This window comes from Corynebacterium sp. p3-SID1194 (assembly GCF_025144155.1).
In the GTDB taxonomy this organism is placed as follows: Bacteria; Actinomycetota; Actinomycetes; order Mycobacteriales; family Mycobacteriaceae; genus Corynebacterium.
Window position 1 is genome coordinate 49,579 of the sequence record NZ_JALXWY010000007.1, and the last position, 25,651, is coordinate 75,229.

The following is a 25,651-nucleotide window of genomic DNA, read 5'->3' on the forward strand; positions in this document are numbered from 1 at the left end:
CGAGGGTCTTAGTTCGGGTCGGGGGATGTTGGGCGATCGGGAATGTCCGGGAAAATGGCTTGGGCTTCTGCCCACAGTCCATCGAAAGCGCTTTTCTCGAGCATGTGGTGCTCGATGTCCTCGAATTGGTCGAGCTGGTCTGGGTGTGGCACGACATCGAGGGGTTTGTTAGCACTGCCGTAGACCGTGCCCTCAGTGTATGTGCCGACGATGGAATTGTCAGGGGTTAATTCGATCATCCTGACCATGCGGCAGTGAGTGCGGGTGTCGTCGAGTTCTGCTAGCTCGGCGACATTCACCAGCCCAGACCCGTCTGGGGCGGTGAAAATTGTCTTCACGAAGAGGCGCATGGGATTTTCGCTGATTTTCTTGCTCCTATTGCTACTCGTTGCTGCCGCCAGCGACGACAGTGTGGCCTTCCTCGCGGACGGGGACGGTGGTCATGCCTGTTGCAGCCGGTCCGGAGACGGGATCGCCGGTCGCGATATTGAACACCGAGCCGTGGGACGGGCACCGCACTGTATCTCCGTCGACCTGCGTGATCGGGCTGCCCTGGTGCGGGCATTTGGCGGAGTAGGCGACGAACTCGCCCTCGGTGGGTTGGGCGATGATGAGGTTGTCCACGATCACCGCGCTACCGACAGGAACCTCCGTGGCGGCGACCTCCGCGGACGGGGCTTTACCGCAAGCGGCGAGGAATGCGCCGGCGAAGGTGGTCGCGGTGCCGAGCAAGAATGTGCGGCGGGAACAGGAGAACTCAGTCATGCCTTGATCGTAGCTTGCTTCATGGTGCTGACGTACTCGCGTAGCTCGGCTTTCAGGGCATCGATATCGCGGATGGTGCCGGGATTCGGGTGCGCGTAGTCGACGTGGGCATCGATGATCTTCGCGATAGCAGAGCCGGTGATCGCGCCGGCAGCGCCAGCGGCAACGGCGTCGGCCACGTGCTGCGGGGTAGAAATACCGAATCCGAGGAGGACGGGGGCGCCGTTGTAGGAGGCGATGTTGGAGACGACGTCGGCAAGCCCTTGCGTCTGGGATTCGCGCTCGGCACCGGTGACGCCGTCGCGGGAGACGGCGTAGATGTATCCGCGGGAGTTCGCGGCAACACCCTCGAGTACCTCGGGGCGGGCCTGGGCGGGGGCGATGAAGACCGGGTCGATACCGGCTGCGGTCGCGGCCTCGATGAAGGGAGCGCCCTCGCGGACTGGAACATCAGGAATCAACACGGCATCGGCGCCGGCTTCGTGCAGGTCAGAGTAGAATTTCTCGAGTCCGCGAACGTAGGGAACATTCGCGTAGACGAGCTTGCCGATCGGGACATCTGGGTAGAGGCGGCGGATCTCACGGATCTGGTCCAAGCACTTATCGACGGTGGCGCCGCCGTCCAACGCCCGCAAGTGCGATTTCTGGATGGTCGGGCCGTCGGCTGCGGGGTCGGAGAAGGGAATGCCGAGCTCGAGGGCGTCGGCGCCGGCGTCGATAAGCGTGCTGATGATGTCTACGGCATCTTCGGCAGAGGGGTCTCCGAGCATGACGAAGGGGACGAATGCGCCTTCGTTTTTGGCGTCGAGGTCCGCGAAAAGGGTGGCAAAGCGGGACATTATTTCTCCTCCGAATTGTTCAGGACGTACTCCGGGTGCTCCTCGAGTGTCTGCTGGACGTGGGCGATGTCCTTGTCGCCGCGGCCGGACAGGGAGACGAGGATGGTCGTCGGCGTGCTGGTGTCGCGGGCTTCCTCGGCGCGGCGCAATGCGTACGCGAGCGCGTGGGAGGACTCGAGGGCGGGAATGATGCCCTCGTGACGGGAGAGCTGCTGGAACGCGCGGAGTGCCTCGCCGTCGGTGACGGGGACATACGTCGCGCGGCCGGACTTGGCCAGGTGTGCGTGCTGCGGACCGACGGCCGGGTAGTCGAGCCCCGCCGAAATCGAATAGGATTCCTCGATCTGGCCGTCGGCATCCCGCATGAGGTAGGACTTCGTCCCGTGCAGAATACCCACTGTACCTGCGGCGATGGCGGCACCGTGCTTGCCGGATTCCATGCCCTCGCCTCCAGGCTCGGCGCCGACGAGCTCCACTGACTCGTCGTCGATGAAGTCAGCGAACATGCCGATGGCGTTGGATCCGCCGCCGACGCAGGCGACAACCACGTCGGGAAGCGCTCCCGTGCGCTCGGCGAGCTGTGCTTTAGCCTCTTCGGAAATGACCTTGTGGAATTCGCGAACGATAGTCGGGAACGGGTGCGGGCCCGCGGCGGTGCCGAGCAGGTAGTGCGATTCGTGGAAGGTAGCGGTCCAATCGCGCAGGGCTTCGTTGACCGCATCCTTGAGGGTGCCGGAGCCAGAATCGACACCGATCACCTCCGCGCCCATTAGGCGCATGCGGTAGACATTCGGTGCCTGGCGTTCCATGTCCTTTGCGCCCATGTAGATCACGCAATCAAGGTCCATCAACGCACACGCGAGAGCGGTCGCGGTGCCATGCTGGCCGGCACCGGTCTCGGCAATGATGCGCTTCTTCCCCATCTTCTTCGCCAGCAACGCTTGCCCGATGACCTGGTTGGTTTTGTGGGCACCGCCGTGAACGAGGTCCTCGCGCTTGAGGAAGATACGCGCGAAATCGTTACCCTTGGTCAGGTTCTTCGCTTCGGTGAGCGGAGTCGGGCGGCCGAGATAGTCGCGGAGCAAAACGCGGTACTCGTCCATGAACTGCTCGTCATTCCAGGCATCGACGAATGCTTTTTCAAGTTGGTCGAGCGCCGGGAGCAGCGATTCAGCGACGAACTGTCCGCCGAATTCACCGAAATACGCCGGCAGAATCGTGCGTCCCCCGTTGCGTGTGTCTGTGGAGTCAGTCATGAAGAGTCCTTGGTAGTTGGAAGTCTTTATTGAGCGTTAATCAGTAATGAAAATTGCGGATCCGGTCGAAGGTCACGCGCAGTGCGCCGGCGTCTTTCGCGCCAGCCCATATGCCTGCGCCGGCGGGATACTCGACGCCCGAGTTGAGGTCGAGGCCGAGGCATCCGACGTTAAGGGCCTCGTCGACATTCTTTGGCCCCAATCCCCCGGCGAGGAGGGAGTGGCCCCTCACGTCATCGGGAATCGTGGACCAATCGAATCCAGTCCCGGATCCGCCGTCCTTCGCATCGAGAACGAGCTTATCGACGTCCGCTGCCAGCCCCTTTGCCACCGCTGGCCCATCGGGATCTGACATTGATACTGCGCGCCAGATCTCAATATCCGGGTCGAGGGCACGGACGCTGTCGCGGATCTTCGCGATCAGGTCATGCTCGGCGTCGAGAGAGCCTTGGAACGGCGAGTGGATTTGCACGGCGCGAATCCCTGGAAATACCAGCTCGTCCCAGCCGTCGGTGCGACGGCTGACGGAGACGTAGTGGAGCCCGGGCTCGTGAGCAATGATGTTTTTCGCTGTTTCACGTGAAACATTGCGCGGACTGTTTTCCTCGAAGATGAGCCCGCCATACACTGCGCCGGCGGCACGGGCAGTCTGTGCGGCGGTGTGAGACGTCAGGCCGCAGACCTTATTCGGGCCGTAGACCAGCATTCGCGCTGCCCAGTCGATATCTGGCGTGCCTGTGAGGTGGGACCCAACGAGGAAGCCATCGGAGTGACCGCCGAGTCGCCGGACGGTTTCGACATCCCGAATGCCCGATTCGGAAACAATCAGTGCACCTTCGGGAGCGAGCGGCGCGAGCCGAGCAGAGCGTTCAAGGTCGATGGTCAGGTCGTGCAGGTTTCGGTGATTGATTCCGAAGATCTTTGCGCCGAGCTTGGTCGCGCGGGCTGCCTCATCTTCGTCGATCACCTCAGTGAGAACGTCGAGGCCGAGTCGGTCAGCTTCGGCAGAAAGGGAAGCATACTCATCGTCATCGAGGACGCTGAGCATGAGGAGGATCGCGTCGGCGCCGAAATAGCGGGCGGCGTGAATCTGGACCGGGTCAACAATGAAGTCCTTGCACAGAACGGGAAGATGGGTTGTCGCGGCGACGGTGGCTAGGTGGTCGTAGTCTCCCCCGAATCGCTCCGGTTCGCACAGAACGGAAATGCCGGCGGCATAGCGGGAGTAGATGGAAGCGATCTCCCCCGGTTCGTAGTGCTCGCGAATCATGCCGAGCGACGGCGATGACGACTTGCATTCCATGATGAAGCGAGTTCCGGGCCGTGCCAGCGAATCGTAGAGGGAGCGCTCGGAGCGCGGCAGGCTTGCCGGGTTCACATGGGAGATGCGAGCCTTAATTTCGTCAATATGACGTTTTCGTGCGGTGACTATGTCCTCAAGGACTGTCGGTAACCCGGCAGACGGAGCTGTATCGGATAAGCGCTGGTCAGAGGCTTGTTTATCAGCCACTGTAATCAGCTCCTTCGTGGGTGGAGAGCCACTGGGCGACGGAGCCGTCGACAAGCAATTTTTGGGCGCGTGCGACGCCGTCGGCAATCGTGGGGTCGGTGCCGTAGAGGTAGAAAATGGCGCCGGCAGTCGCGGCAACTGCATCGCGGTGCGCATCGGGGGCGGTGTTGTCGAAAATGGCGCGGATGGCCGCGGCATTCTCCTTGCCGTCGCCGCCCTCGAGCTCTTCAAGCGAATAGGTGGGAAGACCCATGTCTTCGGGAGTGATGGTGTAGTGCTCGATACTTCCCTCACGGTCGAGCTCCCACACGAGGGTATCGCCGTGGACGGCGAGCTCGTCGGTTCCGGCGCCGTGGACGATCATGGCGCGGCCGCGTCCGAGTTCGCGCATGGTCTCAGCGATGGTCTGTCCGAGTGCGGGGTTGGCGATACCCATGATTTGGTACTCCGGACGACCGGGCGAGAGCAGCGGACCGAGGGTGTTGAACAAAGTAGGGACACCCAAGGATTTGCGCACGGGCTGCACATGAGCGATGGCCGGGTTGTACGCGGGGGCGAAGAGGAACGTGAAATTGGATGCTTCGAATTGGCGGACGGCGCGTTCAGGATCCAAGTCGAGCGGGATATTCAGTGCCTCGAGCACGTCGGCAGACCCAGACTTGGAGGATACGGAGCGGTTTCCGCACTTGATCATCTTCACTCCCCCAGCGGCAGCGACGAGGGAGGCGGCGGTGGTGATGTTGATGGTGTTCTTGCCGTCGCCGCCCGTTCCGGCGGTATCCATGAGTCCCTCGCCGGTGATGGGGAAAGGTCGGCCAGCAGCCAGGAAAGCCTTCGCGGCGCCTGCAATATCCGCGAATGTCTCGCCGCGGGTGCGCACTGTGGCGAGTAGCGCGGCGATGTGGACATCGTCGTAATCGCCCACGGTTAGCGGAACGAATGCTTCGGTCGCTTCCTCGAGAGTCGGTGTCTTGTTGTCGAGGAATGCTCGGAGCGTATCCAGCGAAGAACTGCTAGCCATTGAAATCACCTTTCTTGGAGTGGGCCAATAGTTGGTCCACGCACCGTTGCAAAATGACAGGTCCCTGAGGCGTGAGAATCGATTCGGGATGGAATTGAAGGCCGATCGACATTCCGTCGGTGCTTTCTGCAGCCATGACCACGTCGCCGATCTTGGCGGGCACACGTGCGAGAGCGACGAGTCCCTGGGGCACATCAACAGTTCCGAGGGAGTGGTAACGAGCCACCGGGACGAGGCGCCCGGGAGTGTCGCGGTATTGGGGGCCGGAGTCGGTGGTGAGGCCGTCGAAAAGCGGATGCCCAATGCCCTCTTCCGTAAGGTGCATGGCTTCGCTAACTCCGTGGACTGGTCCGCACGGTGAAACGCGGCCGCCGAACTGCTCGATGAGGGCCTGGTAGCCGAGGCAAATGCCGAGGATCGGGATCTCGCCGTGAATGCGCTCGATGAGTTCCATCATGCAGCCCGCGTCGGCGGGGTAGCCGGGGCCGGGTGAGAGGATGACTAGGTCGGGTTCCGTGGCGAGGACGTGGTCTGCGGTGACGGTGTTGCGGAAGACGGTGAATTCGACGTCGGGCAGCGTCGACAGCGCGTCGACGAGGTTGTAGACGAAGGAATCACGGTTATCCAGTAGGACGATGCGCGCGGTCATCGGTTCACCTCCACGTCTTGGCCGGATGCCATCGCAATGGCGTTGAGTACTGCGTAGGCCTTGTGGAGCGTCTCGTCGGCCTCGGATTGGGGGACGGAATCGCGCACAACTCCGGCACCGGCTTGAACGGTGGCCACCCCGCCGTGTACGTAGGCGGAACGGATCACGATGCAAGTGTCGAATTCGCCGTCGCCGCGCAGATACCCGACCGCGCCGCCGTAGGAACCGCGACGGACACCCTCAAGCTCGCGGAGCAATTCCGTTGCGCGTAGCTTCGGTGCGCCGGTCAGCGTGCCCATATTCATCGAGGCGCGGTACGCATCGAGGGCATCGAGATCGTCGGCGAGTGTCGCGGTCACGCGGGAGACGAGGTGCATGACGCGCGAATAACGGTCGACTTGCAGTAGATCGCGGACTTTCCGGGTCCCGGGCACGGCGACCCGGGCGAGGTCATTGCGGGCGAGATCGACGAGCATGGTGTGTTCCGCGATCTCTTTCGCGTCGGTGCGCAGCTCGAGTTCCATACGGGTATCCAGTTCATGGGTCTCGCCACGCGGGCGGGTTCCGGCAATCGGGTACAGCTGAACCTCGCGGGACGCGGCATCGAATTTCAGATTCGACTCGGGCGATGCGCCGAACAGTTGGTACGGCTCCCCGTTGCGGTCGAGGCCACGCACGTAGAACATGTACGGTGACGGGTTCGTCTCGCGCAAACACTGGTACGCGGCGAAAGCATCGGGACAATCCGCAGTGAACGCGCGCGCAGGAACCACCTGGTAGATATCGCCGTTATAGATATTGTCTTTCAGCTTGTCCACGTCGCGGCGGAACTCGGCATCGTCCATGCTCGCCTTAACGCGCAAAGGTCCTTGCGCGGGGGAAGGGCGGGGCGCGGGGTGCTCGGCGTCGTCGATAAGCGCGGCGAAAGTGCGCATTCGCTTATCGACGTCTCCCCTGCCCCCGTCCACTCCTGTCAGCCGTGCAGTGCTCTCGCGGTGGTCGATCGTGAGCACGATATCCGCGAGAATGAACTGGTAGTCGGGGTAGGTATTCGTGCTGTCCCCGACCTCCGGGAGCTCCTCGAATGTGGCGAGGTAGTCGAATGCGAAACCGCCCACGAGCATGGGCAACGTCGCGTGCTCGGTGTCGGTGTAGCCGGCGTCGAAGGTGAGCGCGCGCAGAACGTCCGCTGAGCTCGGGGCGGTGAGTCGATCGCGTTCGTCGGCTGCGTCCGGTCGTGGGAAGCTGAACGTGCGCTCTCCCGTCGCGTAGTCGGCGAGCTGGTCGTGGAGGCGGTCGGCGATGGCTTCCCCGTCGGGGCTGAGCACGTCGACCGTGACAGAGGGGCCGTTGCACGTGACACGCAGCGAGGCACCGAGAACCGCGACTGACTGCAGGCCGGATTTCGTGGTGATGTCGGCGCTTTCCAGCAGCACCACATCCGTCATATCCGTTCCGCCGATGCTGGCGAACAGGCTCGACGCATCGGCGTGGTAGCGCACCTCGCGGTGCGTGACCTGCGCGCGGAACTCGCTCACGGCTGGCCTCCTTTCTGAAATGAGAGACTACCTGTCGTCCGCCCGCCGGGCGGCGTTTCGGAGAGCTCCGAGATCGACTTGCGGTGCCGGTTCGGAATCGGCCTCCGCTTCGTCTTCCTTGGCCTGGCTGAAGACTCGCGCCGCACGTGCCCCCTGGTTGCCAGCTGCGGCGATTGCGGCGACGGCAATGATCGCGAGAACGATCGGACCTGCCCACAGCCATCCCTCGGCGATGAATGCAAATGCGGCGCCGAATGCGAGGGCCAGTCCGCCGAGAATCAAATACGGGCCAACGACCTTGTGCGCCTGGACCCAGATCTCCTCATCCTTGCGCACCTCCGGCACGTGGAGTCCGATCACGTTATTGCCGGGCAAACGCCCCAGCGCAGCAAGCAGACCCGGGATGAGGAGTGCGAGCGCAAAGACAATGAAAACAACACCGATAACCACGCCAGTCATAATTCTCAATTCTACTTTCCGCATGCTCCCAGGCAGACAACAGGGGTTCAGGGGAAACAGCGGATTTCCTCTGGGAGAAGGTGTCGTGAAGAATAGTAATTAATAAGGTGCAGTGCTGCCTTATTCATTTCCCGTACCTACGTCTGGTCGACAGGGCCAGGCTCTCCGAGCAAAGGGTAAAACATGAACACCAAGTCGATCACGAGGTCGCTGTTGTTCTGGATCGTCGTGGCCATCGCGCTCGGCATCAGCTGCAGCTTCTTCTTTCCAGAGTGGCTCGCCCGCATCTTCATCACATTCAACGGGCTCTTCGCCAATTTCTTGGGCTTCTTCGTCCCGGTCCTCATTTTCGCGCTGATCACTCCCGCGATTGCGGGTCTCGGTCGCGGTGCGGGAAAGTGGCTGGGAATCACCGCCGGTATCGCCTACAGCTCGACCGTGATCTCCGGTCTGATCGCTTGGGCTCTGTCCGCGTTTCTGTACCCGTGGTTGCTCGGCGACCAGTCGCTTGTCACCGATGTCGATGATGTCGACGCCGGCGGGCTCTCCCCCTTCTTCGAGGTGGAGATTCCGCCTCCATTCGAAGTGATGACTGCACTGATACTCGCGTTCTGCATCGGCTTGGCGATGACGGCGGTCAAATCTGACACCATGTACAAAGTGGCCACGGAGCTCGAGGGCGTCATCATGAAGGTGGTCACCTCGTTCGTGATTCCGCTGCTGCCGCTGTTCATCTTCGGCATTTTCCTGAACCTCGGCATGAACGAGAATATGGGCTCCACGATGGCCGCATTCGGCAAGGTGCTCGCACTCTCCGTCATCATGACCGTCGTGCTGCTCATCGTGCAGTACCTCATCGCCGGTTTGATCGCGGGCGTGAATCCGTTCACAGCCCTGCGCAACATGCTCCCGGCCTACTTCACCGCTCTGGGCACGTCCTCGTCCGCCGCGTCCATTCCGGTCACGCTGCGTTCCACGCTGAACAATAAGGTCGATGAGAATGTCGCTGGCTTCGTGGTTCCGCTCTGCGCGACGATCCACCTGTCCGGCTCCATGATGAAGATCGGCCTGTACGCCTTTGCGGTCATTTACATGGGCGGCCTCGATGTCCCGTGGGGTCTCTACCTCGGCTTCATTCTGCTGCTGGGCATCATGATGATCGCCGCGCCCGGTGTCCCTGGCGGCGCCATCATGGCCGCGACCGGCCTGCTCGCATCCATGCTCGGCTTCAACGACGAGATGGTCGCGCTCATGATCGCCGCTTACATCGTCGTCGACTCCTTCGGTACCGCAGCTAACGTCACGGGCGATGGCGCCATCGCGCTGGTGCTCAACCGCTTCGCGTCCGGCAAGATCGAAGGTTATAACGGGGGCGAGAGCAAGGAGCTTGACGACGCCACCGTGGCCTAGTCTTCTTCCCCCTCTCCCCCGCGAGCCCATGTTTCACGTGAAACATGGGCTGTTCTTTATGCTCTTTCCCTTGCCCCCCGTGCTTCCATGGCGGCGCTATCATGTGGCCATGAACGGCAAGCAGATCATGGCAACTATCGGCATTGCGGCTGCATTGGCAGCCGGTGGAGCAGCTGCGGGGTACGCCACCAATGACATCCCTGAGGCGGACGAGGTCGCCGTCGAGCAGGGTGTCGCCCCGCAGGTGACGATTGACGATCCGGACGATGTGCTCTCTGAAGAGGATGAGGAGCGCATGATCAAGGATGCCGAGCGCCTCGACACCCCAGCCGTGGTCAAAGATCTCCACTACATGGTCTTCGCCAGCAACCACGAGAATGTTCTCGACACCGTCGAGGAGTACGTCCGCGATACGTACCCAGAGATGATCGGCAACGCGGAAAACGAGGACGCCCGTTTTGCCGACGGCACCATGATCATCGGTGTGGGACTCGACCCGCGTCAAGCTTTCGGATATTACGGCGATGATGTGGCCGCGCAGCTGAAGATCGACCACGGTCAGCGTGACTACCTGGTACTCGACGCCATGAAACCAGGCGTCAGCGACAACAATATTCCTGATGGCCTCTTTGCGGCTGCGAAAACCGCACTGGACACCGAAGCCGCTGCCAACTATTCGGTGGAGGATGCCAAAAGCTCCCGCGGTGACGCGATGTTCGGTCTCGGGTTCGGCGGCTTGGGCCTGGGCACCGCTGGTGCAGTGACCGGGTTCGGTATCTCGAACAGCCGCCGCAAGAAGATCGCCCAGGCGCGCAAGGATTACAACGCGGTGACGACGGAGTACGCGTCGCTTGCCGGCCGTCTCAACGAGATCGATATTCGCGCCAATTCCGTCTCCTCGGCATTCGCCGATGCGGAGCTGCGCAAGCAGTGGGGCGAGGTGCGCGACACCTTCTTCGGTTACCACGAGGCCGTCAGCGGTGCCGGCGGCATTGGCGATATCAAGATCGACGACGACAAGGAGGCACTGCGCAACCACAAGAAACTCCGCAAGGCAGCCGAGTCTGTCGAGCACGTCTCCAATGCCGAGGACAATATCAACCGCCTCTTCGACATCGAGCAGGGCGATGCCGCGTCTCGCCGCACAGCGCTCACCGATCTCCGCGAGGACGTCATCATCGCGAGGCAGAAGGTCAAAGATGGACAGCTGAAGCGCGACCTCGAGCAGCTCGGCCACCGTATCGACCAGCTCGACCACAATCCGGGATCCCCCACGTTCGTCGACGACTTCGTGCGCATCCTCGGTGACTACCGCCTGCTTCTGGATCAAGTGAAGAAGCGCGAGTTCTCCGACGTCAAGGAATACGAGCCACTGCGCAAGCCCGCTATTTACGACAGCGGATACAACTACTACGGCTACGTCCCGTTCGTGGTCATGAACGACTGGCACACGAGCAATGTGGAGACCCACCAATCGCAGACCTCGAGCGGCGGAACATCCGCCGGCGTTGCCTCCTCCGGCTTCTCCGCTGCGGGAAGCTCCTCGTCGTTCTAGTTTCGGACTAGAATTGAGTCATGGTCTCGGTACTTTATGCCAGCTACTACGGCTCGACGAAGCAGTACGCTGACGCGCTCGCTGCACGCTTCGGCGTGAGCGCGCAAGAGATCGGCGACAACAGTGCATCGCTTATCGACGGCTCTAGTGCCGACCCCGTTGTCATCCTTTCCCCCATTCACGGGCCGATCCACCCGGGAGTGAAGCTCATCAAGCAGCTTCCCGATGCCGTGGTGAAAAGCCGCCCCATTGCTCTCGCCACCGTCGGCATGACCCTCGAGCACGTCGCATACGACCAGGATCCAGTCGGCAAGCTCCCTGGGCGATCGCGCAAGCTACATCCACCGGTTCTACTTGCCCGGACGGCTGAACTATTCCGAGCTGAGCAGAAAACACCGGAGGATCATGAAGAGTCTCGTGTGGGGACTCAAAATAACGGGCGCGAAGGGCGAGAACGAGAAAATGATGGTCGACACGTTCGGCCAGGACGTGGACCGAGTCGACTTCAACAAACTGGCTCCTATTGCGGAGTGGGTGGGCAACAACACATAGTCTCCGGCGGGGATCGGGGTAGCGTAGAGGCATGAGCACCAACATTTTCTATGCCACCCTCTACGGATCCAACAAGCAGTACGCCGACGCACTCGCGCAGCGGCTTGGAGTCGAGGCCCACGAAATCGACGAGCAGAGTGCAGAGCTTATCGACGCCTCCTCCAACGACCCCATCGTCGTCTTCTCCCCCGTCCACGGCTCTTTCATCCGCGGCGCGAAATTCTTGAATGAGCTGGGCGCGGAGGTCGTCGAGAACCGCAAAGTGTGCCTCGCGGCAGTCGGCATGGCACTCGATGGCGTCAATGCGGAACTCGACCAGGCGGGCAATATCCTTGGCGACCTGGCCGACCAGGTGAAGCGCGTGTACCTTCCCGGTCGTATCAATTACTCCGAACTCGAGCCTGAGCACTACGCCATCCTCGAGTCCCGCATCGACAAGTTCAGGGAGAAGGATGAGCCGTCGGCGAATGAGCAAATGCTGATCGACACCTTCGGCGAAGGAATCGACCGAGTTGATCTGAACCGGCTCGACGAGATCGTGGAGTGGCTCGAGGGCTAAACCTCGCCTCCTCCCCCATCACGTGTTTCACGTGAAACAACCGCGGCCCACCGAAAGTTTGGTGGGCCCCACGTTTGGCTCGCTGGCTTTGAAACTGGTCCTGCAGAAGACCGCGAGGCCAACTACTACACTGTTTAACCATGACTAGCCCTACTGGACCGGCGTTCCGCTACTCGGCGGGCATTGCCAACGAGATTGAACAGAAATGGCAGAAGTACTGGATCGATAACGGGACGTTCAACGCCCCGAACCCCGTTGGCCCTCTAGCGTCTGACTCAGGTGTGAAGGAGCTGCCGGCGGACAAGCTCAACGTCCAGGACATGTTCCCCTACCCCTCCGGGGCGGGCCTGCACGTGGGGCACCCGCTGGGCTACATCGCCACGGATGTCTTCGCGCGCTACAACCGAATGCTGGGCAAGAATGTTCTGCACACGCTCGGCTATGACGCTTTCGGTCTGCCGGCTGAGCAGTACGCCATCCAGACGGGCACGCACCCCCGGACGACAACGATGGCGAATATCGAGAATATGACTCGCCAACTCGACGCACTGGGGCTTGGGCACGACCGCCGTCGCTCGGTCGCGACGACCGACCCGGAGTTCTACCGCTGGACTCAGTGGATCTTCCTGCAGATCTTCAATTCCTGGTTCGATGAGGAGCAGCAGAAGGCACGTCCGATTGCGGAGCTTATCGACGAGCTCGAGGCCGGAAAGCGCACCACCAAGGACGGACGTGTGTATGCCGAGCTCGATCCGGCGGAGCAGCAAAAAGCTATCGACGAGTTCCGCCTCGTCTATCTCTCCGACTCCATGGTCAACTGGTGCCCGGGTCTGGGCACGGTGCTGGCCAACGAGGAGGTCACCGCTGAGGGCCGTTCTGAGCGCGGCAACTACCCCGTGTTCCGTAAGCGTCTGCGCCAGTGGATGATGCGCATCACCGCGTACTCAGACCGCTTGTTGGATGACCTCGAGGTGCTGGATTGGCCCGACAAGGTCAAGGCTATGCAGCGCAACTGGATCGGCCGGTCCCGCGGTGCGGAGGTGTCCTTCCAGTCCGATGCCGGTCCGATCGACGTGTTCACCACGCGCCCGGACACCCTGTTCGGCGCCACATACATGGTGCTCGCTCCGGAGCACGAGCTGGTGGAGAAGCTGGTGGCGGATGCCTACCAGGCGGACGTCGATAAGCGATGGACCTATGGCGAAGCGACGCCGCAGGATGCTGTGGACGCGTACAAGCGCGCGATCGCGGCGAAATCTGATGTTGAGCGTCAGGAGAACAAGGAGAAGACCGGTGTTTTCTTGGGTGCGTATGCCACGAATCCGGTGAACGGCAAGCAGGTGCCCGTTTTCATTGCGGATTATGTTTTGACTGGTTACGGCACTGGCGCGATCATGGCGGTGCCGGCGCACGACGAGCGCGATTATGAATTCGCGACCGTTTTCGGGCTGCCGATCGTGCCGGTGCTTGATGGCGGCAATATCGATGAGGCGGCGTTCACGGAGGACGGACCGCACATCACCTCCGCGAATGACCGCGGTCTGGACCTGAACGGACTGGGCAAAGACGAGTCGATTGAGAAAGCCATTGCGTGGCTGGTTGCCGAAGGTGCTGGTGAGGAGCGGATTCAGTACAAGCTCCGCGATTGGCTGTTCGCGCGTCAGCGTTATTGGGGCGAGCCGTTCCCGATCGTCTACGACGAAAACGGCGTTGCCCACGCGCTGCCGGAGTCGATGTTGCCGGTCGAGCTGCCCGATGTGGAGGACTACAACCCGGTCTCCTTCGATCCGGATGACGCGGATTCGGAGCCCTCTCCCCCGCTGGCGAAGGCCACGGATTGGGTGAATGTCACGCTGGACCTCGGCGACGGCGAGAAGCAGTACACCCGCGACACGAACGTGATGCCGCAGTGGGCAGGTTCGTCCTGGTACCAGCTGCGCTACATCGACCCGACGAATGCGGAGAAATTCTGCGATATCGAAAATGAGCGGTACTGGACCGGCCCACAGCCGGAGAAGCACGGTGCGAATGACCCGGGCGGTGTCGACCTTTATGTCGGTGGTGTCGAGCACGCTGTGCTGCACCTGCTGTACGCGCGCTTCTGGCACAAGGTGCTCTTCGACCTGGGCTTTGTGAGCTCAAAAGAGCCGTACCGACGCCTCTACAACCAGGGGTATATCCAGGCTTATGCCTACACGGACTCCCGCGGTGTGTACGTCCCGGCCGCCGAGGTCGAAGAGAAGGACGGGAAGTTCTTCCACAACGGAGAAGAGGTCAAGCAGGAGTACGGCAAGATGGGCAAGTCCCTGAAGAATGCCGTAGCTCCGGATGACATCGCGCAGGAATTCGGCGCCGATACGCTGCGCGTGTACGAGATGTCCATGGGTCCGTTGGATACCTCGCGTCCGTGGGCCACGAAGGATGTCGTGGGTGCGCACCGCTTCCTGCAGCGCTTGTGGCGCCTGATCGTCAACGAGGAGACCGGCGAGGTCACCGTCAGCGATGAGCCGATGAGTGACGAGGATGCGAAGCAGCTCCACCGGACGATCGCGGGCGTGCGCGACGATTACGAGCACCTCCGCGATAACACGGTGGTCGCCAAACTCATTGAGTACGTCAACTATCTGACAAAGGCTCGTGAGCAGAAAGACGGCGGCGATGTTTCACGTGAAACAGTCGAACCGCTCGTGCAGATGGTCTCCCCCGTCGCCCCGCACATTGCGGAAGAGCTGTGGGCGCGACTCGGTCACGAGGGCACGATCACGTTCGAGCCGTTCCCGACCTTCGACGAAGGCTTGCTTGTCGACGACACCGTGGAAGTCCCCGTCCAGATCAACGGCAAAGTGCGCGCACGTGTCGACGTCCCGACGGAGGCCTCCAAGGACGAGATCGAGAGCATCGCGCTTGCCGACGACCGCGTGGCCGGCCTGATCGAAGGCAAGAACGTGGTCAAGACAATCGTGGTGCCGGGACGCATGGTCAACCTGGTGGTGAAATAGCAGATGCGGCCGGAACAGCGCGCTACTCGTGGAGCGGCAGTCGGCGCGCTGCTCGCGTATTCGGGCGTCGTCGTCTCATTGACGATGCTGAAGCAGTACTTCAGCATCGGCTACTTGTGGGACCCGTCTAAACAACCCTTTGTCGGGCACTGTTTCATCCCTTTTTACGAGGTCTTCACCGCCTCGTCGTGGTTTGAGCCGCTTTTCGGCTATGGAGGAAACCTGGCGTTCTTCATTCCGATCGGCATGCTGCTCTACGTCATCTTCGGTCGGGTGAAGTGGGCGACGATCATTGGTGGCGGCTTCAGTCTGGCTATTGAAGCAACCCAATTTTTCGCTCAATTGGGTTACACGGATATCGACGACTTCATGATGAACACGCTCGGAGCATTTCTCGGTGCGACAATTGCGCGGTGGTTCGGGCCGAAATTCCATCGTGTGTGGATCGGTCTCACATTCCTGGCAGTGGCGGTGTTCATTGGGCTTGTTCTCGCTGGTGAGAGCCTCGGAGATCCGAGCAAAGTGAAGCCACTGTAGAGCGGATCTAGACTGTGCCTTATGAGCGATCGAGGCTGGTTCACCCGCACCGTGTTTCCTACAGGTACCGAGCCTGACCCACGTTTCACGCTCGCCAATGAGCGAACATTTCTCGCGTGGACACGCACGGCCCTCGCTTTTCTCGCGGGTGGAATCGCGCTCGAGGCTTTCGCTTTTCCCGATTTCGATGAAGCATGGCGTGGAGTCGCGGCCATCACTCTGATTCTCGTGGGCATGGCCATTGCGCTCGGTGCGGCAGTTCGGTGGATTCGTATTGAACGCTCGTTACGTCATGAGCGCCCGTTACCGGCCCCGGCAATCGTCCCGGTGCTGGGGTTGGGCATTGGATTGGCTAGCGTCATTGTCCTGATCGCATTCTTCTAGACGCTAAAGGGCGGGGGTGACATAAGATATGGGGACTACCAATATTCCCGTATCGGACGCCGGACTGCAGCCGGAAAGGACGGCACTCGCTTGGACGCGCACGGCGCTAGCGATGATGGTGTGCTCGCTGACGCTGCTGCGGTGGTCGGATAATTATTCCGCTTTGGTGTTCGGTGCGATCGGATTGCTGGCGGTGCTCTCTCTACTGATCATCGGGCGCAATCGCGCAGAGTACAGAGCGGAAGCTCAAGGGATCAACGACGAACAGGTCGACGCGAACGTATTCGGCGTGTTCGGGATTACTTTAGGAATGACAGTGCTCGGCGGGCTGGGCATGTACCTCGTGGTGGCGGGCTAGTCCAAGTCCAAAAGGATGGAGAGCACTCCCCTGCCGGGCTCGGTGAGCACTGGGTCATTGGCTGTGGAGGCGGGCTCGTAAATTCCGAGTGCAATGAGCAAATTCACCGTGAAAGACGGATCTTTCGGTGGGGTGAGAAAGACAGGCGGGATGCCCAAGCCGGCCTTATTCGCAGCCCACGTGAGGACCTGTTCGCCGTCGTCATCGTGCTTTATGGCGCAGAAGCGGTAGAACTCTTCCTCGAACATGTAAAGCACCGCTTCAGGGCTTGTGGCTAAGTCAAGAGCATCTTCATTGGCCTCGAGCATGCCGTCATTGGTGTCGAGCAGCTCGGCGAACTGCAGGAATGTTCGCAGGGCACCGAGGGCGGGAACGGCTTCTTCGCGGTGGTTGCCGGGAGCGACATTGAGGCTCAAGGCGTCGGAAAGCGAGCGCACGTCTGGTGAGCGCAACTTGCCTCGGGCCGTGAGGCGCACGGGTTCTTCGCAGTGGTAGATGAACGTCCGGATATTCGCGACGATGCGGGTGAACGGGTAGAGAGTGTCTTCCAATATTTCCGGGGTGCGGTCGGAGAAGAATTCCGAAAGTGCAGCGATCAGTGTCGGATTGCGCTCGGGATTCGGGTCGAGCGACAGGATCTGCTGCAGGTCAGGGCGCTCATCCATGAAGGAATCAAATTCGTTCGACATCTCCGGTGCACTAGGAGAGTCAGAGAAATCATCCGTGGCATCGAGAAAGAGGTTCTCCGCGGTGAAAGCGATGCGTTCCGCAACAGTCGTGTGGTCTGCTTGGGAAAGGCGCTGGACGAGGCGCTCGGGGCTCATTACCGGCATGAAGCTCAACAGCAGCGGAGAGACCTTGATGTCGGGGCTCAGACCAGCGGACAGACGGCGGGCTTCGGTGTGAAAGGCCGTCATGAGTTCTGGGCCGCCGCACGGCTCGATGACATCGGGCCCCTGGACGTCGATAAGCATGGGCGACGGAGTGTCAACGTCCGTGATGCCGAGGATCTCGAGCTTGATATTCCAGTTGGCGGATGTGTCGTAGACGTACGTGACTGAGTCCATGTCGCCGAGCGTGACATCGGCTTCATCGAGCTCGCCGTCGCTCGGATTCGGTGAATACAGAACCGGTTCCCCATCGCTAGTGCCCATATAGAGGTGCGTAGCCATGCCGGAAAAGCCGAAGGCGGCGTCGATGACGGGGGCGAATTCCCCGAGATGGACGTCGTCTTCGACATTGATCAGCCGCGATATTTCCGGGCGTGATCCTTCGAGAGACATGAGCAGCGTGAGGATCATGGTTGTCAGCTTACGGCCCCATGAAACCGATTGTGGGGTGAAAACAGTGGACGATGTCCACTTCAGTCGACAATGCCGCCGAGGAGCACCGCCAGGGCTGGTTCATCTCCAGCGTTGATAATGTGGAGGGTCTTCACGCCTTTCTGGGTGAAACCAACAGTCTCAGGCGCCAAGGAAACATCTTCGAGATACACGTCCCCGGTGATGTTCAGGACCGCGTGCGCGTAGTCCTGATCGACGACGAAGACGAATTCTTCGTGGGGGAGGATGCGCAATTCAGCGGCGATGACATCAGCGCCGAGATCCACCGGGCCCGTTTGCCCGAAGATGGTTCCGGCGAAGACGCGCGCCTCACCGGCGTCGGAAGTGTTGAAGCCGGTGAGGGTGAACGAGTCAGGAATCTCCTGCTTAGAAGCTGGAGCCTCACCATTATTGTCAGAGTCAAGGCTTAACAAAACGCTGCGGCGCTCGGTGTTCTCTGCCCCGTGATAGAGCACTGCCGCATTCTCGCTATCGGAGAACTCCCATGTGATGGCGGTGGCACCGTCAGCGGGAAGAGTGCCGATGGAATGCCACGCACCCGGGCCGGTGTGCGGTTCGATGGGGAGCGGGCGGACATCAACGTCGGCCGCGCCGGGGCGACGTTCCTGCGGGGTGGTCATGAGCCAAAGGCTACATGAGCTAGCGCAGCAGCGGGCGGGCGCGCAGGCTCAGCTCAGCGGAAGCGAGCGCACCCAGCACGGCGGTGACGAGGAGGGTGCCCGGAAGGAAACCGGCATCCACAGGCAGCGAGCCGAGGGCGGAGCCACTGGCAATGCCGACCTGGAATGTCACCACATAGATCGACGATGCGCGGTTCTGGTTCGCATTGCCTGCGAAGAGGAAGACGGTCGTAGCCACGGTGGGAAGACCGCCACCGGCAAGGCCGAGGGAAGCGACGACGAGAATAGCGAGAATGAAGCCAGCAACATAGGAGCCGCTGCTGACTGCCAGAGCGAGCGCGCCAATCAGGCCAGCAAGAACAATCAAGCCAGTGCCGACGAAATTCATGCGGATCATGCGCCGGTCCGCGCGACGGCCTGCGGAGATCACACCGCCGATGCCGAACAGGCCGTAGGCGGCCAAACCGACAGCGACGAATTGCATACCAGCGGTGTGCTGTAAAAACAGGCCCAGATAGGTGTAGGTGCAGAAAAGCGCCGTAATGACTAGCGCCAAATAGACCACCAGCGCCGGTAGGGCTGAGCGCTTCTGCTCCCCTGCTGGCTTACCGGCGGGCGGAATCGCGGGCATCGAAGGCAGGTAGAAGAACAACAGCGTGAATGCGAGCACGACAAAGGCCCCGAGAATCCATGTGGCGATGCGCCAGCCGAAAACGCCGCCGAGCATCGTCGTCAGGGGCGAGCCAACCACGAGCGCCATCGTCGAGCCCAACGAGACGACGGCGACGCCCTTGCCGGTCATGCCCGCGGGAGCGAGCCGTGCAGCCATTGGGTTGACCAAGGACCAGAACAGACCGTGGGTCAACGCGGCACAGACACGGCCGATCACCAGCACCCAATAAGTTGAAGCGGTCGCCTGCAACACGATGCCGCCGAGCAGAAAAATCAGCGTGGCCATGAACACCGGCTTGCGGTCCAACCGCCGGGTGACCTCCATCAGGGGGATCGTGACCACCGCGACGATGGAGGCGTACACCGTCATGAGCAAGCCCACCTGGCCTTCACTCACACCGAGGTCTCGAGCCATCGGGGTGATCAAACCGACGGCGAACATTTCAAATGTCACGTACACGAACGCCGCAAAGCCCATTGCGGACAGCGGCAGGTACGGGAATGCTGCTTTCGGGGTGGTAGTCACACCGTGTCACGCTAAACGTTTTCTATTCAAATGTCCCACTTGGGTGGTAAAACATTTAAGGATTAGCAGAAATACGGAGAGACGATGCCCTACCAACCCGCCCCATGGACGTCGAAGCACACGGGCCAGACTTACCCGACGATCACGCAGTACGACCAGAAACACCTCGTTCTCATGGTCTTTTTCATCATGCTGTGCGGCATCCTTGTCGTGGCGGTCAAGGAGCTGCCGGGCTCAGTGATCAAAGCGTCGCGCAAGGTGGCGGGCGCGATCATGGGGGTCATCTCGGTGGCATATTTCCTGTGGGTGCTCAATCCGAAGCGTCTGGTGTGGGATGAGACGGCACCGTTCCACGTCACTGATGCACTGCGTCTGATCACCCCGCTCGCGCTCGGAACGGGCAATCCGACGGCGACGGCGATCAGCTACTACTGGGGCCTTTTCCTCAACCCGATGGCGCTGTTCTTCCCGGACATGGCATACGTGCAGGACAATAAAGTGCTGCAGGAGGTCGCGTACTGGTATTTCCACATGGCGGCCAGCGTCGTGCCGGTCGTGCTGACCTTCGGGCTGGGCTACCGCCCGAGCTGGAAGGACTGGCGCATGATCACGGGCGTGACGCTCGCCTGGGGTGCGTTTGCGGCGACGATGAATAAGTTCACCGGCGGCAACTACATGTTTGTCGCCGACCACCCGCGCGGCTGGTCTCCGCTGCAGCTTTTCGGGCGGTGGCCGTGGTACCTGGCCATCGTGGGACCGGGCGTGATCGGGGTCTTCGCACTGCTTACCGCTGTGTGGAAGCTGCCGGCAGACCGCTGAACTGGTGCAGCTTCGCCGTCGCGGCAGGCACGGCTTGCGCGATGGCTAAGGCGCGTGCCGGTGCCATACCGAATTCGGTCTGCGCGGCAAGAGCGCTGGCTACAGCGTGAATGACAACGGGCTGAGTATCCAACAGGAAGGCATCGTTTCCCCAGCGTGCAGCAGCGCCAGCAAGGTGTGCGCCGGTGATTCCAGAGAGCACGTCGCCGGAGCCGGGAGTCGCCGCCCACGAGGTTCCGGCGTCGATGACGGAGTCCGTGGATTCGTGGCGGGGGTTGGAGATGATCGTGGAGCGCCCCTTGCGCAGCACGATGCAGTTCAGGGATTCGGCCAGGGCGCGGGTCTCGGCCAAGCGGTCTGCGGGAGAGATTCCTTCCGCGTTGCGCAGCCGGACGAATTCGCCGTCGTGAGGGGTCAGCACGGTCTGGGCGGCGCGGCCGCGGAGGAGCTCGCGCAATTCGGGGTCGAGGGAGATCAGGGTGAGGCCGTCGGCGTCGATAAGCAATGGCTCCTCGCAGCCGAGCAAGTACGCGAGTTCGCTGCGTGCCGTGCTGTCGGTGCCCGTGCCAGGGCCGAAGACCCACGCTTGGACGCGGTCGACATCTTCGAGCTTTCGCGTGACGACGACCTCCGGTAGCGCCCGAACCACCTCATCCGCCTGGGGCCCGGCGTAGCGGACCATTGACGGGGAGGCATGAACGGCGCCGGCGGCGGTGAGGATTGCCGCGCCAGGATATGTGTCGCTGCCTGCGCGGATGCCCACGACACCACCGCTGTATTTGTCGTCGTGGAAGCGCGGCTCCATGCTGGGCACATTGGTCGCGGTCAGCGGTGTGAGGCTGTCCGGCCACTGGTGGTCGCCCGGAACTGCGCGGTGGAGCATTGCGGCTGCGTCGAAGGGCGAGAGGTTATCGCTGATGGACTGGCCGTCGGCGAGGTGCGGGTCAGCGAGCAGCTGGATGCCGCATTCGGGGGCTAGGCCGTGGGCGATCCGCCAGCCCCCAAAAGTGACGGTGGTGTCGGCGGTGACGTGGATGTCGCCTGTTTCGCCCGTGTCTGCGTCGATGCCGGAAGGCACGTCGACGGCGAGCACGTGTGCGTACCAGTCAGCGAGTCCCTGGATGACCTGGCCGGTCTGTTCGTCGAGGCCGCCGGCGCCGCCGAGACCGGTGAGACCGTCAATAGCGAAGCGGTATTCGCGCACGCCGTCGGGCAATTCTGTGAGCACCGTGCCGCCGGCGTTGCGGAAGGCTTCCAGTGCCGGTTCGTGGGCGCTTCCCCACGCCAGCCACGCGTCGACGGTGTGGCCGGCCAGGGCGAGCTCCGCACCGGCGTAGAGCGCATCGCCGCCGTTTCCACCTTTGCCGACCAGCAGGAGTGTCTTCCGATTTTGGCGGAGGTCCGCCAAGGGGTCGGGCCAGGCGAGCATCGCCTCGGCGGCTTCGAAAACGGCGTGAGCTGCGGATTTCATTAGCTCATCGGTGCTGACCTGCGCATCCAGCAGAGGTTTTTCGGCTGCGCGGATCTGTTCGGCTGTGTACGCGTAAACCATGCTGCCCACGGTAGCGGGACAAGCTGTGAGCTACTGGATGATGCGCTTCTGACGTGCCGCGGCGATGGCGGCAGTGCGGTTATCTACGCCGAGCTTGCTGTAGATGTGCACCAGGTGAGTCTTCACCGTCGCAGCGGAGATGAACAGCTGCGTGGCGATGTCCCGGTTGGACGCTCCGGTGGCCAGGGCTTCGAGGATCTCAATCTCGCGGGCGCTCAACGCCACATCGGGGCGGGTGAGGCGTTCGGCCAGCACATTCGCCACCTGCGGGGACAAGGTGCGCTCCCCCTTTGCGGCGGCGAGCACCGCGGCGCGCAGGTCCTCTTCCGGTGCGTCTTTGAGCACGTAGCCGAGCGCTCCGGCCTCCATTGCACCGACGACATCGGCCTGGGTGTCGTAGGTGGTCAGGATTAATACGGGCGGGCCGCCGGCGGCCCTGAGTTTTTGAGCCACTTCGATGCCGGTCATGGTCGGCATTTGGATATCGGTGACGACCACATCGACGTCAGCGGGAAGATCGTCAATGGCGGTGCCGTCGGAGCCCTGGGCGACGACCTCGATCTGACCGTCGCTCTCCAGCACGGCGGTAAGGCCGGCGCGGACGACGGGGTGGTCGTCGATAAGCATGATGCGGACCATTAGCCCTCCAGTGGGATTCGTGCCGCGAGCACGGTGCCGCGCGGCGAGCTTTCCAATTCGAGCGTGCCCCCGACCTCGGCGACGCGGGCTCGCAGGCCGGTCAGGCCGTGACCTTCGGGGCGCTTGACCCCCTCACCGTCGTCGAACACATCCACGGTGGCGACATTACCGAGTTTCTCCACAGTGACCACCGCCTTGCCGGCATGCGAATGGCGGACGATATTGCTCACGCCTTCGCGCACGATGCGTTCCACGACATCCGCGGCCTCGCCCGTGATCTGGTCCGCGCCGGGCGCGACGAGGGTGAGGTCAAGCGGGGACTCGATCGCCTTTTGCCGATTGCGTGCCGACGCCGCGACCGCCTCCAGTCGCTCGCTCAGCGGGGCCGCTTCAGGTGAGTTCGCGGCGACGAAACGCCGGGCCTCCGACAAATTCTCGCTGGCGGTCTCCACGATCGTGCCGAGGATCTCCTGCGCCTTGTCTTTGCGCGCCGGGTCGCCGGACTCGAGGTGGCCGGTGGCGACCCGGCCGAAAAGAACAATGCTGCTCAAGCCCTGCGCCATCGTGTCGTGGACCTCGCGGGCTAGGCGCGTGCGCTCCTGGAGCGCGCCAGCTTGGTACTGGCTTTCGGCGAGCTCCATTTGCGTGGCCTCGAGCCGCGCGGCAGTGAGCTTGTAGTGCTCCGCCTCCGCACGCAGCGCCTGGTACGCGAAGCTGGCCACCACGGCGACGAGCGTGCCGATCGTCGGGCCGATGATGCCCCCGATGCCCGTCTCCGGCGCCATGACCGCGACAGTGAACGCCCCCGCTGCGAGCGACGCGGCGATTCCGACCGGTGCGGGCAAGAGGTAGCAGGCGAGCATGACCAGCGGGAATTCCAGCCACGCGAAGTCCGGAGAGGCCCACACCAACGCCACCCACAACGCGGCGACGGCAGCCAGCCATGCGGCGCCACTACCTGGCCGGATGTCGCGTCCGCGGTGGTGCATGACCGTTCCCGCCAGATACAGCGCCGAAAAGAGCGCCACCAGGCAGATGGTCAGCCCCGGGACCCGCGAGTGCCGAACGCCGATAAGGCCCACGACGAGCAGCACCGCGACGAGCACGTGCAGGCTCACGCGGAGGAAAGCGAGGACATTGTTGGTGGTCTTCACAGTTACTCACCGTATATCGCGAATCAACCGATCGGTTGACTGCTAAATCACCCGCTCACCCGATGTGGGATGACCTGCACAGACGTCAGAATTGAGTCATGTTTGTTGCACTGAGAGATTTGCTGAATGCCAAAGGGCGCTTCGGTCTGATCGCCGGCGTGGTCGCTCTTGTGACGTTCCTCGTGGTCATGCTCACCGGCCTCACCGCCGGCCTGGGCAAGCAGAACACTTCTGCTCTCGAGGCCCTCGACCCCGCCGCCGTGACGTTCGACGACGCCGACAACCAGTCCTACACCACCTCCCGCATCGCGAAAGCCGATGAGGGGACCACCCCGCTGGGCACCGGCCAGACGTTGATGTCCCGCGACGACGGCTCGGAGGAATCCGTCGCCATCCTGGGTCTGCCGTCCGGCACCGAGCTGCCCGGCGGCCAGGTCTTGGAGGATCACGCGATCGCGTCCGAGGGGCTCGAGCTTTTCGACGGCGAGTCCATCACTGTCGGCGGCACCCCCGTCACGGTGAGCGAGCAGGCCGAAGATCTGTACTTCGCCCACTCCTCTGTCCTGTGGGTTCCGACCGAGACCTGGCAGGCCGCCATGCACACCGAGGCAGTGGGCACGGTCGAGCTTTCCGATAACGAAGACACCGCACCGGAGGGCTCCGTCTCCCTGAAGGACTCCTTCCAGGCTCTTCCCGCCTACTCCTCTGAGCAGGGCTCCCTGAAGATGATCCAGGGCTTCCTCTACCTCATCTCCGCGCTGGTCACCGTCGCCTTCTTGAGTGTGTGGACCGCGCAGCGCACCCGTGACCTGTCCATTCTCAAGGCCATCGGCGCATCCAACGGCTACCTGCTCAAGGACAGCATCGGTCAGGCCGCGCTCATTCTCGCGCTCGGTGCCCTGATCGGCACCGCCGCTGCTGCCGGCTTGGGCCTGCTGGCTTCCCAGGTCGCACCGTTCGTCTTAAGCCCCGCCAGCGTGATCCTTCCGGCACTGGCCATCTGGATTCTCGGCATGGGCGGCGCAGCACTGGCCACCCGTTCGATCTCCCGCGTTGACCCGCAACTTGCACTTGGAGGTGCAGCTTAAATGACTACCGCAACTGCCATTCGTCGCTCGACCCAGTCCACCACCGGCGCAGCTCCGGCACTGTCGATGGAAGATGTCACCGTCACCTTCCCGGACGGCGACGGCCGCATCACCGCACTGGATAACGCCACTCTGCAGGCTGACCCGTGCACCGTCACCTTCGTCGTCGGCCAATCCGGCTCCGGCAAGTCCACCCTGCTGTCCGCGGCCGCCGGCCTGCTCACCCCAGACTCCGGCACCGTCACGGTCGCTGGTCAGCCGATCAGCGACGAGATCCGCCTCAACCACATCGGCATGGTCTTCCAGCAGCCGAACCTCATCGCCTCGCTGACCGTGCGCGACCAGCTGCTGGTCACTGAGCACATCCGCGGCGTGCGCGGCAAGGCACTGCGTGCCAAGAAGTCCCATGCGGACGACCTACTCGCACTCGTCGGACTCGAGGGCTTGGGCGACCGCCGCATGCAGCAGCTTTCCGGCGGCCAGCGTCAGCGCGTCGGCATTGCCCGCGCTCTGATGGGCGAGCCGAGCCTCCTGCTTGCCGACGAGCCCACCGCCGCCCTGGACACCAACCGTTCCCAGGAGATCATCACGCTGCTGCGCAACGTCACCGAGGAACTTGGCCCGGCCTGCCTCATCGTCACCCACGAGACCGAGCTGATCGAGCAAGGCGACCGCGTCATCGAAGTCACCGACGGTCACGTCACCGAGGGCTAGGCGGATTCGCGTCGACGATCACTGTGCGTTTTCCTCGCGGTCCAGGATGTCAAGGACTTCGCCGATGTTTGTGCAGTCCACTTTCATTCCCATTGGGTAGGTGACCTGCACAAATTCGTCACGCTTTGGGGGC

At 62.2% G+C, this 25,651-nt stretch carries 26 protein-coding genes and 1 pseudogene; 12 read left to right on the forward strand and 15 right to left on the reverse strand.

What is annotated here, in order from left to right; translation table 11 throughout:
* Window positions 1–8: 8 nt before the first annotated feature.
* The 9 genes from M3G19_RS06535 to M3G19_RS06575 are packed head-to-tail and all read right to left on the reverse strand — an operon-like array spanning window position 9 to window position 8,037.
* Window positions 9–350 carry a hypothetical protein gene (locus tag M3G19_RS06535; RefSeq protein ID WP_259901709.1) on the reverse strand — a complete coding sequence of 114 codons (342 nt, stop codon included), beginning with the start codon at window positions 348–350 and terminating at the stop codon, window positions 9–11.
* A gap of 31 nt (window positions 351–381) precedes the next feature.
* Window positions 382–765: a Rieske (2Fe-2S) protein gene (locus tag M3G19_RS06540; RefSeq protein WP_259901711.1), complete on the reverse strand. Its 384-nt coding sequence runs from the start codon at window positions 763–765 to the stop codon at window positions 382–384.
* Window positions 762–1,604 (reverse strand): tryptophan synthase subunit alpha, encoded by an 843-nt coding sequence (trpA, locus tag M3G19_RS06545; RefSeq protein WP_259901717.1) that lies wholly within the window; start codon window positions 1,602–1,604, stop codon window positions 762–764. Before trpA ends, M3G19_RS06540 begins: the two co-directional genes overlap by 4 nt.
* Window positions 1,604–2,860, reverse strand: a complete 1,257-nt coding sequence (trpB, locus tag M3G19_RS06550; protein ID WP_259901718.1) for a tryptophan synthase subunit beta — start codon at window positions 2,858–2,860, stop codon at window positions 1,604–1,606. Before trpB ends, trpA begins: the two co-directional genes overlap by 1 nt.
* A 40-nt stretch (window positions 2,861–2,900) precedes the next feature.
* Window positions 2,901–4,370: a bifunctional indole-3-glycerol-phosphate synthase TrpC/phosphoribosylanthranilate isomerase TrpF gene (gene trpCF, locus M3G19_RS06555; protein WP_259901725.1), complete on the reverse strand. Its 1,470-nt coding sequence runs from the start codon at window positions 4,368–4,370 to the stop codon at window positions 2,901–2,903.
* Entirely contained in the window at window positions 4,363–5,391 is a 1,029-nt protein-coding gene (gene trpD / locus M3G19_RS06560) for an anthranilate phosphoribosyltransferase (protein WP_259901726.1), read from the reverse strand. The genes trpCF and trpD overlap by 8 nt, the downstream gene beginning before the upstream one ends.
* Entirely contained in the window at window positions 5,384–6,040 is a 657-nt protein-coding gene (locus M3G19_RS06565) for a glutamine amidotransferase-related protein (protein WP_259901732.1), read from the reverse strand. Before M3G19_RS06565 ends, trpD begins: the two co-directional genes overlap by 8 nt.
* Window positions 6,037–7,578 (reverse strand): anthranilate synthase component 1, encoded by a 1,542-nt coding sequence (locus M3G19_RS06570; RefSeq protein ID WP_259901733.1) that lies wholly within the window; start codon window positions 7,576–7,578, stop codon window positions 6,037–6,039. The genes M3G19_RS06565 and M3G19_RS06570 overlap by 4 nt, the downstream gene beginning before the upstream one ends.
* Before the next feature lie 27 nt (window positions 7,579–7,605).
* Window positions 7,606–8,037, reverse strand: coding sequence for an SdpI family protein (locus M3G19_RS06575; protein ID WP_259901734.1), 432 nt, complete (start codon window positions 8,035–8,037; stop codon window positions 7,606–7,608).
* A 183-nt stretch (window positions 8,038–8,220) separates the two neighbouring features.
* On the opposite strand from M3G19_RS06575, the gene M3G19_RS06580 reads away from it, so the two are divergent.
* From M3G19_RS06580 to M3G19_RS06620, 9 genes and pseudogenes are all read left to right on the forward strand, one after another.
* Entirely contained in the window at window positions 8,221–9,447 is a 1,227-nt protein-coding gene (locus tag M3G19_RS06580; protein WP_259901735.1) for a dicarboxylate/amino acid:cation symporter, read from the forward strand.
* Window positions 9,448–9,556: 109 nt separating this feature from the next.
* Window positions 9,557–11,002 (forward strand): DUF5129 domain-containing protein, encoded by a 1,446-nt coding sequence (locus M3G19_RS06585; RefSeq protein WP_259901737.1) that lies wholly within the window; start codon window positions 9,557–9,559, stop codon window positions 11,000–11,002.
* Between the two features lie 20 nt (window positions 11,003–11,022).
* A pseudogene (locus M3G19_RS06590) lies at window positions 11,023–11,271 on the forward strand (flavodoxin domain-containing protein); the annotation flags it as partial.
* Window positions 11,272–11,407: 136 nt separating this feature from the next.
* A complete protein-coding gene (locus tag M3G19_RS06595) occupies window positions 11,408–11,554 on the forward strand; it encodes a hypothetical protein (protein ID WP_259901859.1) in 147 nt (48 codons plus the stop codon).
* A gap of 31 nt (window positions 11,555–11,585) precedes the next feature.
* A complete protein-coding gene (locus M3G19_RS06600; protein WP_259901738.1) occupies window positions 11,586–12,113 on the forward strand; it encodes a flavodoxin domain-containing protein in 528 nt (175 codons plus the stop codon).
* Window positions 12,114–12,253: 140 nt separating this feature from the next.
* Window positions 12,254–15,112, forward strand: a complete 2,859-nt coding sequence (gene leuS / locus M3G19_RS06605) for a leucine--tRNA ligase (protein WP_259901749.1) — start codon at window positions 12,254–12,256, stop codon at window positions 15,110–15,112.
* Window positions 15,113–15,115: 3 nt separating this feature from the next.
* Window positions 15,116–15,649 carry a VanZ family protein gene (locus M3G19_RS06610; RefSeq protein ID WP_259901756.1) on the forward strand — a complete coding sequence of 178 codons (534 nt, stop codon included), beginning with the start codon at window positions 15,116–15,118 and terminating at the stop codon, window positions 15,647–15,649.
* A gap of 21 nt (window positions 15,650–15,670) precedes the next feature.
* Window positions 15,671–16,033 carry a YidH family protein gene (locus tag M3G19_RS06615; RefSeq protein ID WP_259901759.1) on the forward strand — a complete coding sequence of 121 codons (363 nt, stop codon included), beginning with the start codon at window positions 15,671–15,673 and terminating at the stop codon, window positions 16,031–16,033.
* A gap of 28 nt (window positions 16,034–16,061) precedes the next feature.
* A complete protein-coding gene (locus M3G19_RS06620; RefSeq protein WP_259901761.1) occupies window positions 16,062–16,391 on the forward strand; it encodes a DUF202 domain-containing protein in 330 nt (109 codons plus the stop codon).
* Here the strand turns inward: M3G19_RS06620 and M3G19_RS06625 are convergent.
* The 3 genes from M3G19_RS06625 to M3G19_RS06635 all read right to left on the reverse strand — a co-directional run bounded on the left by M3G19_RS06625 (window position 16,388) and on the right by M3G19_RS06635 (window position 19,504).
* Complete coding sequence (locus tag M3G19_RS06625; protein WP_259901762.1) at window positions 16,388–17,692, reverse strand: plasmid pRiA4b ORF-3 family protein; 1,305 nt, start codon at window positions 17,690–17,692, stop codon at window positions 16,388–16,390. The two genes, M3G19_RS06620 and M3G19_RS06625, sit on opposite strands and share 4 nt — an antisense overlap.
* A gap of 62 nt (window positions 17,693–17,754) precedes the next feature.
* Entirely contained in the window at window positions 17,755–18,354 is a 600-nt protein-coding gene (locus M3G19_RS06630) for a hypothetical protein (protein WP_259901765.1), read from the reverse strand.
* Window positions 18,355–18,373: 19 nt separating this feature from the next.
* On the reverse strand, window positions 18,374–19,504 hold the full coding sequence (locus M3G19_RS06635) for an MFS transporter (protein ID WP_259901851.1): 1,131 nt from the start codon (window positions 19,502–19,504) through the stop codon (window positions 18,374–18,376).
* 132 nt (window positions 19,505–19,636) lie between these two features.
* Here M3G19_RS06635 and M3G19_RS06640 point away from each other — a divergent pair, with 132 nt between their 5' ends.
* Entirely contained in the window at window positions 19,637–20,371 is a 735-nt protein-coding gene (locus M3G19_RS06640; RefSeq protein ID WP_259901766.1) for a TIGR02206 family membrane protein, read from the forward strand.
* Here the strand turns inward: M3G19_RS06640 and M3G19_RS06645 are convergent.
* From M3G19_RS06645 to M3G19_RS06655, 3 genes are read right to left on the reverse strand one after another with little or no spacing between them, the layout of a single operon-like run.
* Window positions 20,337–21,923, reverse strand: a complete 1,587-nt coding sequence (locus tag M3G19_RS06645; RefSeq protein ID WP_259901768.1) for a bifunctional ADP-dependent NAD(P)H-hydrate dehydratase/NAD(P)H-hydrate epimerase — start codon at window positions 21,921–21,923, stop codon at window positions 20,337–20,339. The genes M3G19_RS06640 and M3G19_RS06645 overlap by 35 nt on opposite strands.
* Before the next feature lie 30 nt (window positions 21,924–21,953).
* A complete protein-coding gene (locus tag M3G19_RS06650) occupies window positions 21,954–22,562 on the reverse strand; it encodes a response regulator transcription factor (RefSeq protein ID WP_210573697.1) in 609 nt (202 codons plus the stop codon).
* Window positions 22,562–23,716: a sensor histidine kinase gene (locus M3G19_RS06655; RefSeq protein ID WP_259901770.1), complete on the reverse strand. Its 1,155-nt coding sequence runs from the start codon at window positions 23,714–23,716 to the stop codon at window positions 22,562–22,564. Before M3G19_RS06655 ends, M3G19_RS06650 begins: the two co-directional genes overlap by 1 nt.
* A 98-nt stretch (window positions 23,717–23,814) precedes the next feature.
* Between M3G19_RS06655 and M3G19_RS06660 the strand changes: the two genes are divergently transcribed.
* The gene (locus M3G19_RS06660) at window positions 23,815–24,804 is read left to right on the forward strand and encodes an FtsX-like permease family protein (protein ID WP_259901771.1); all 990 of its coding nucleotides are present in this window, start codon (window positions 23,815–23,817) and stop codon (window positions 24,802–24,804) included.
* Window positions 24,805–25,518, forward strand: a complete 714-nt coding sequence (locus tag M3G19_RS06665; protein WP_259901773.1) for an ABC transporter ATP-binding protein — start codon at window positions 24,805–24,807, stop codon at window positions 25,516–25,518.
* Window positions 25,519–25,651: the final 133 nt, after the last annotated feature.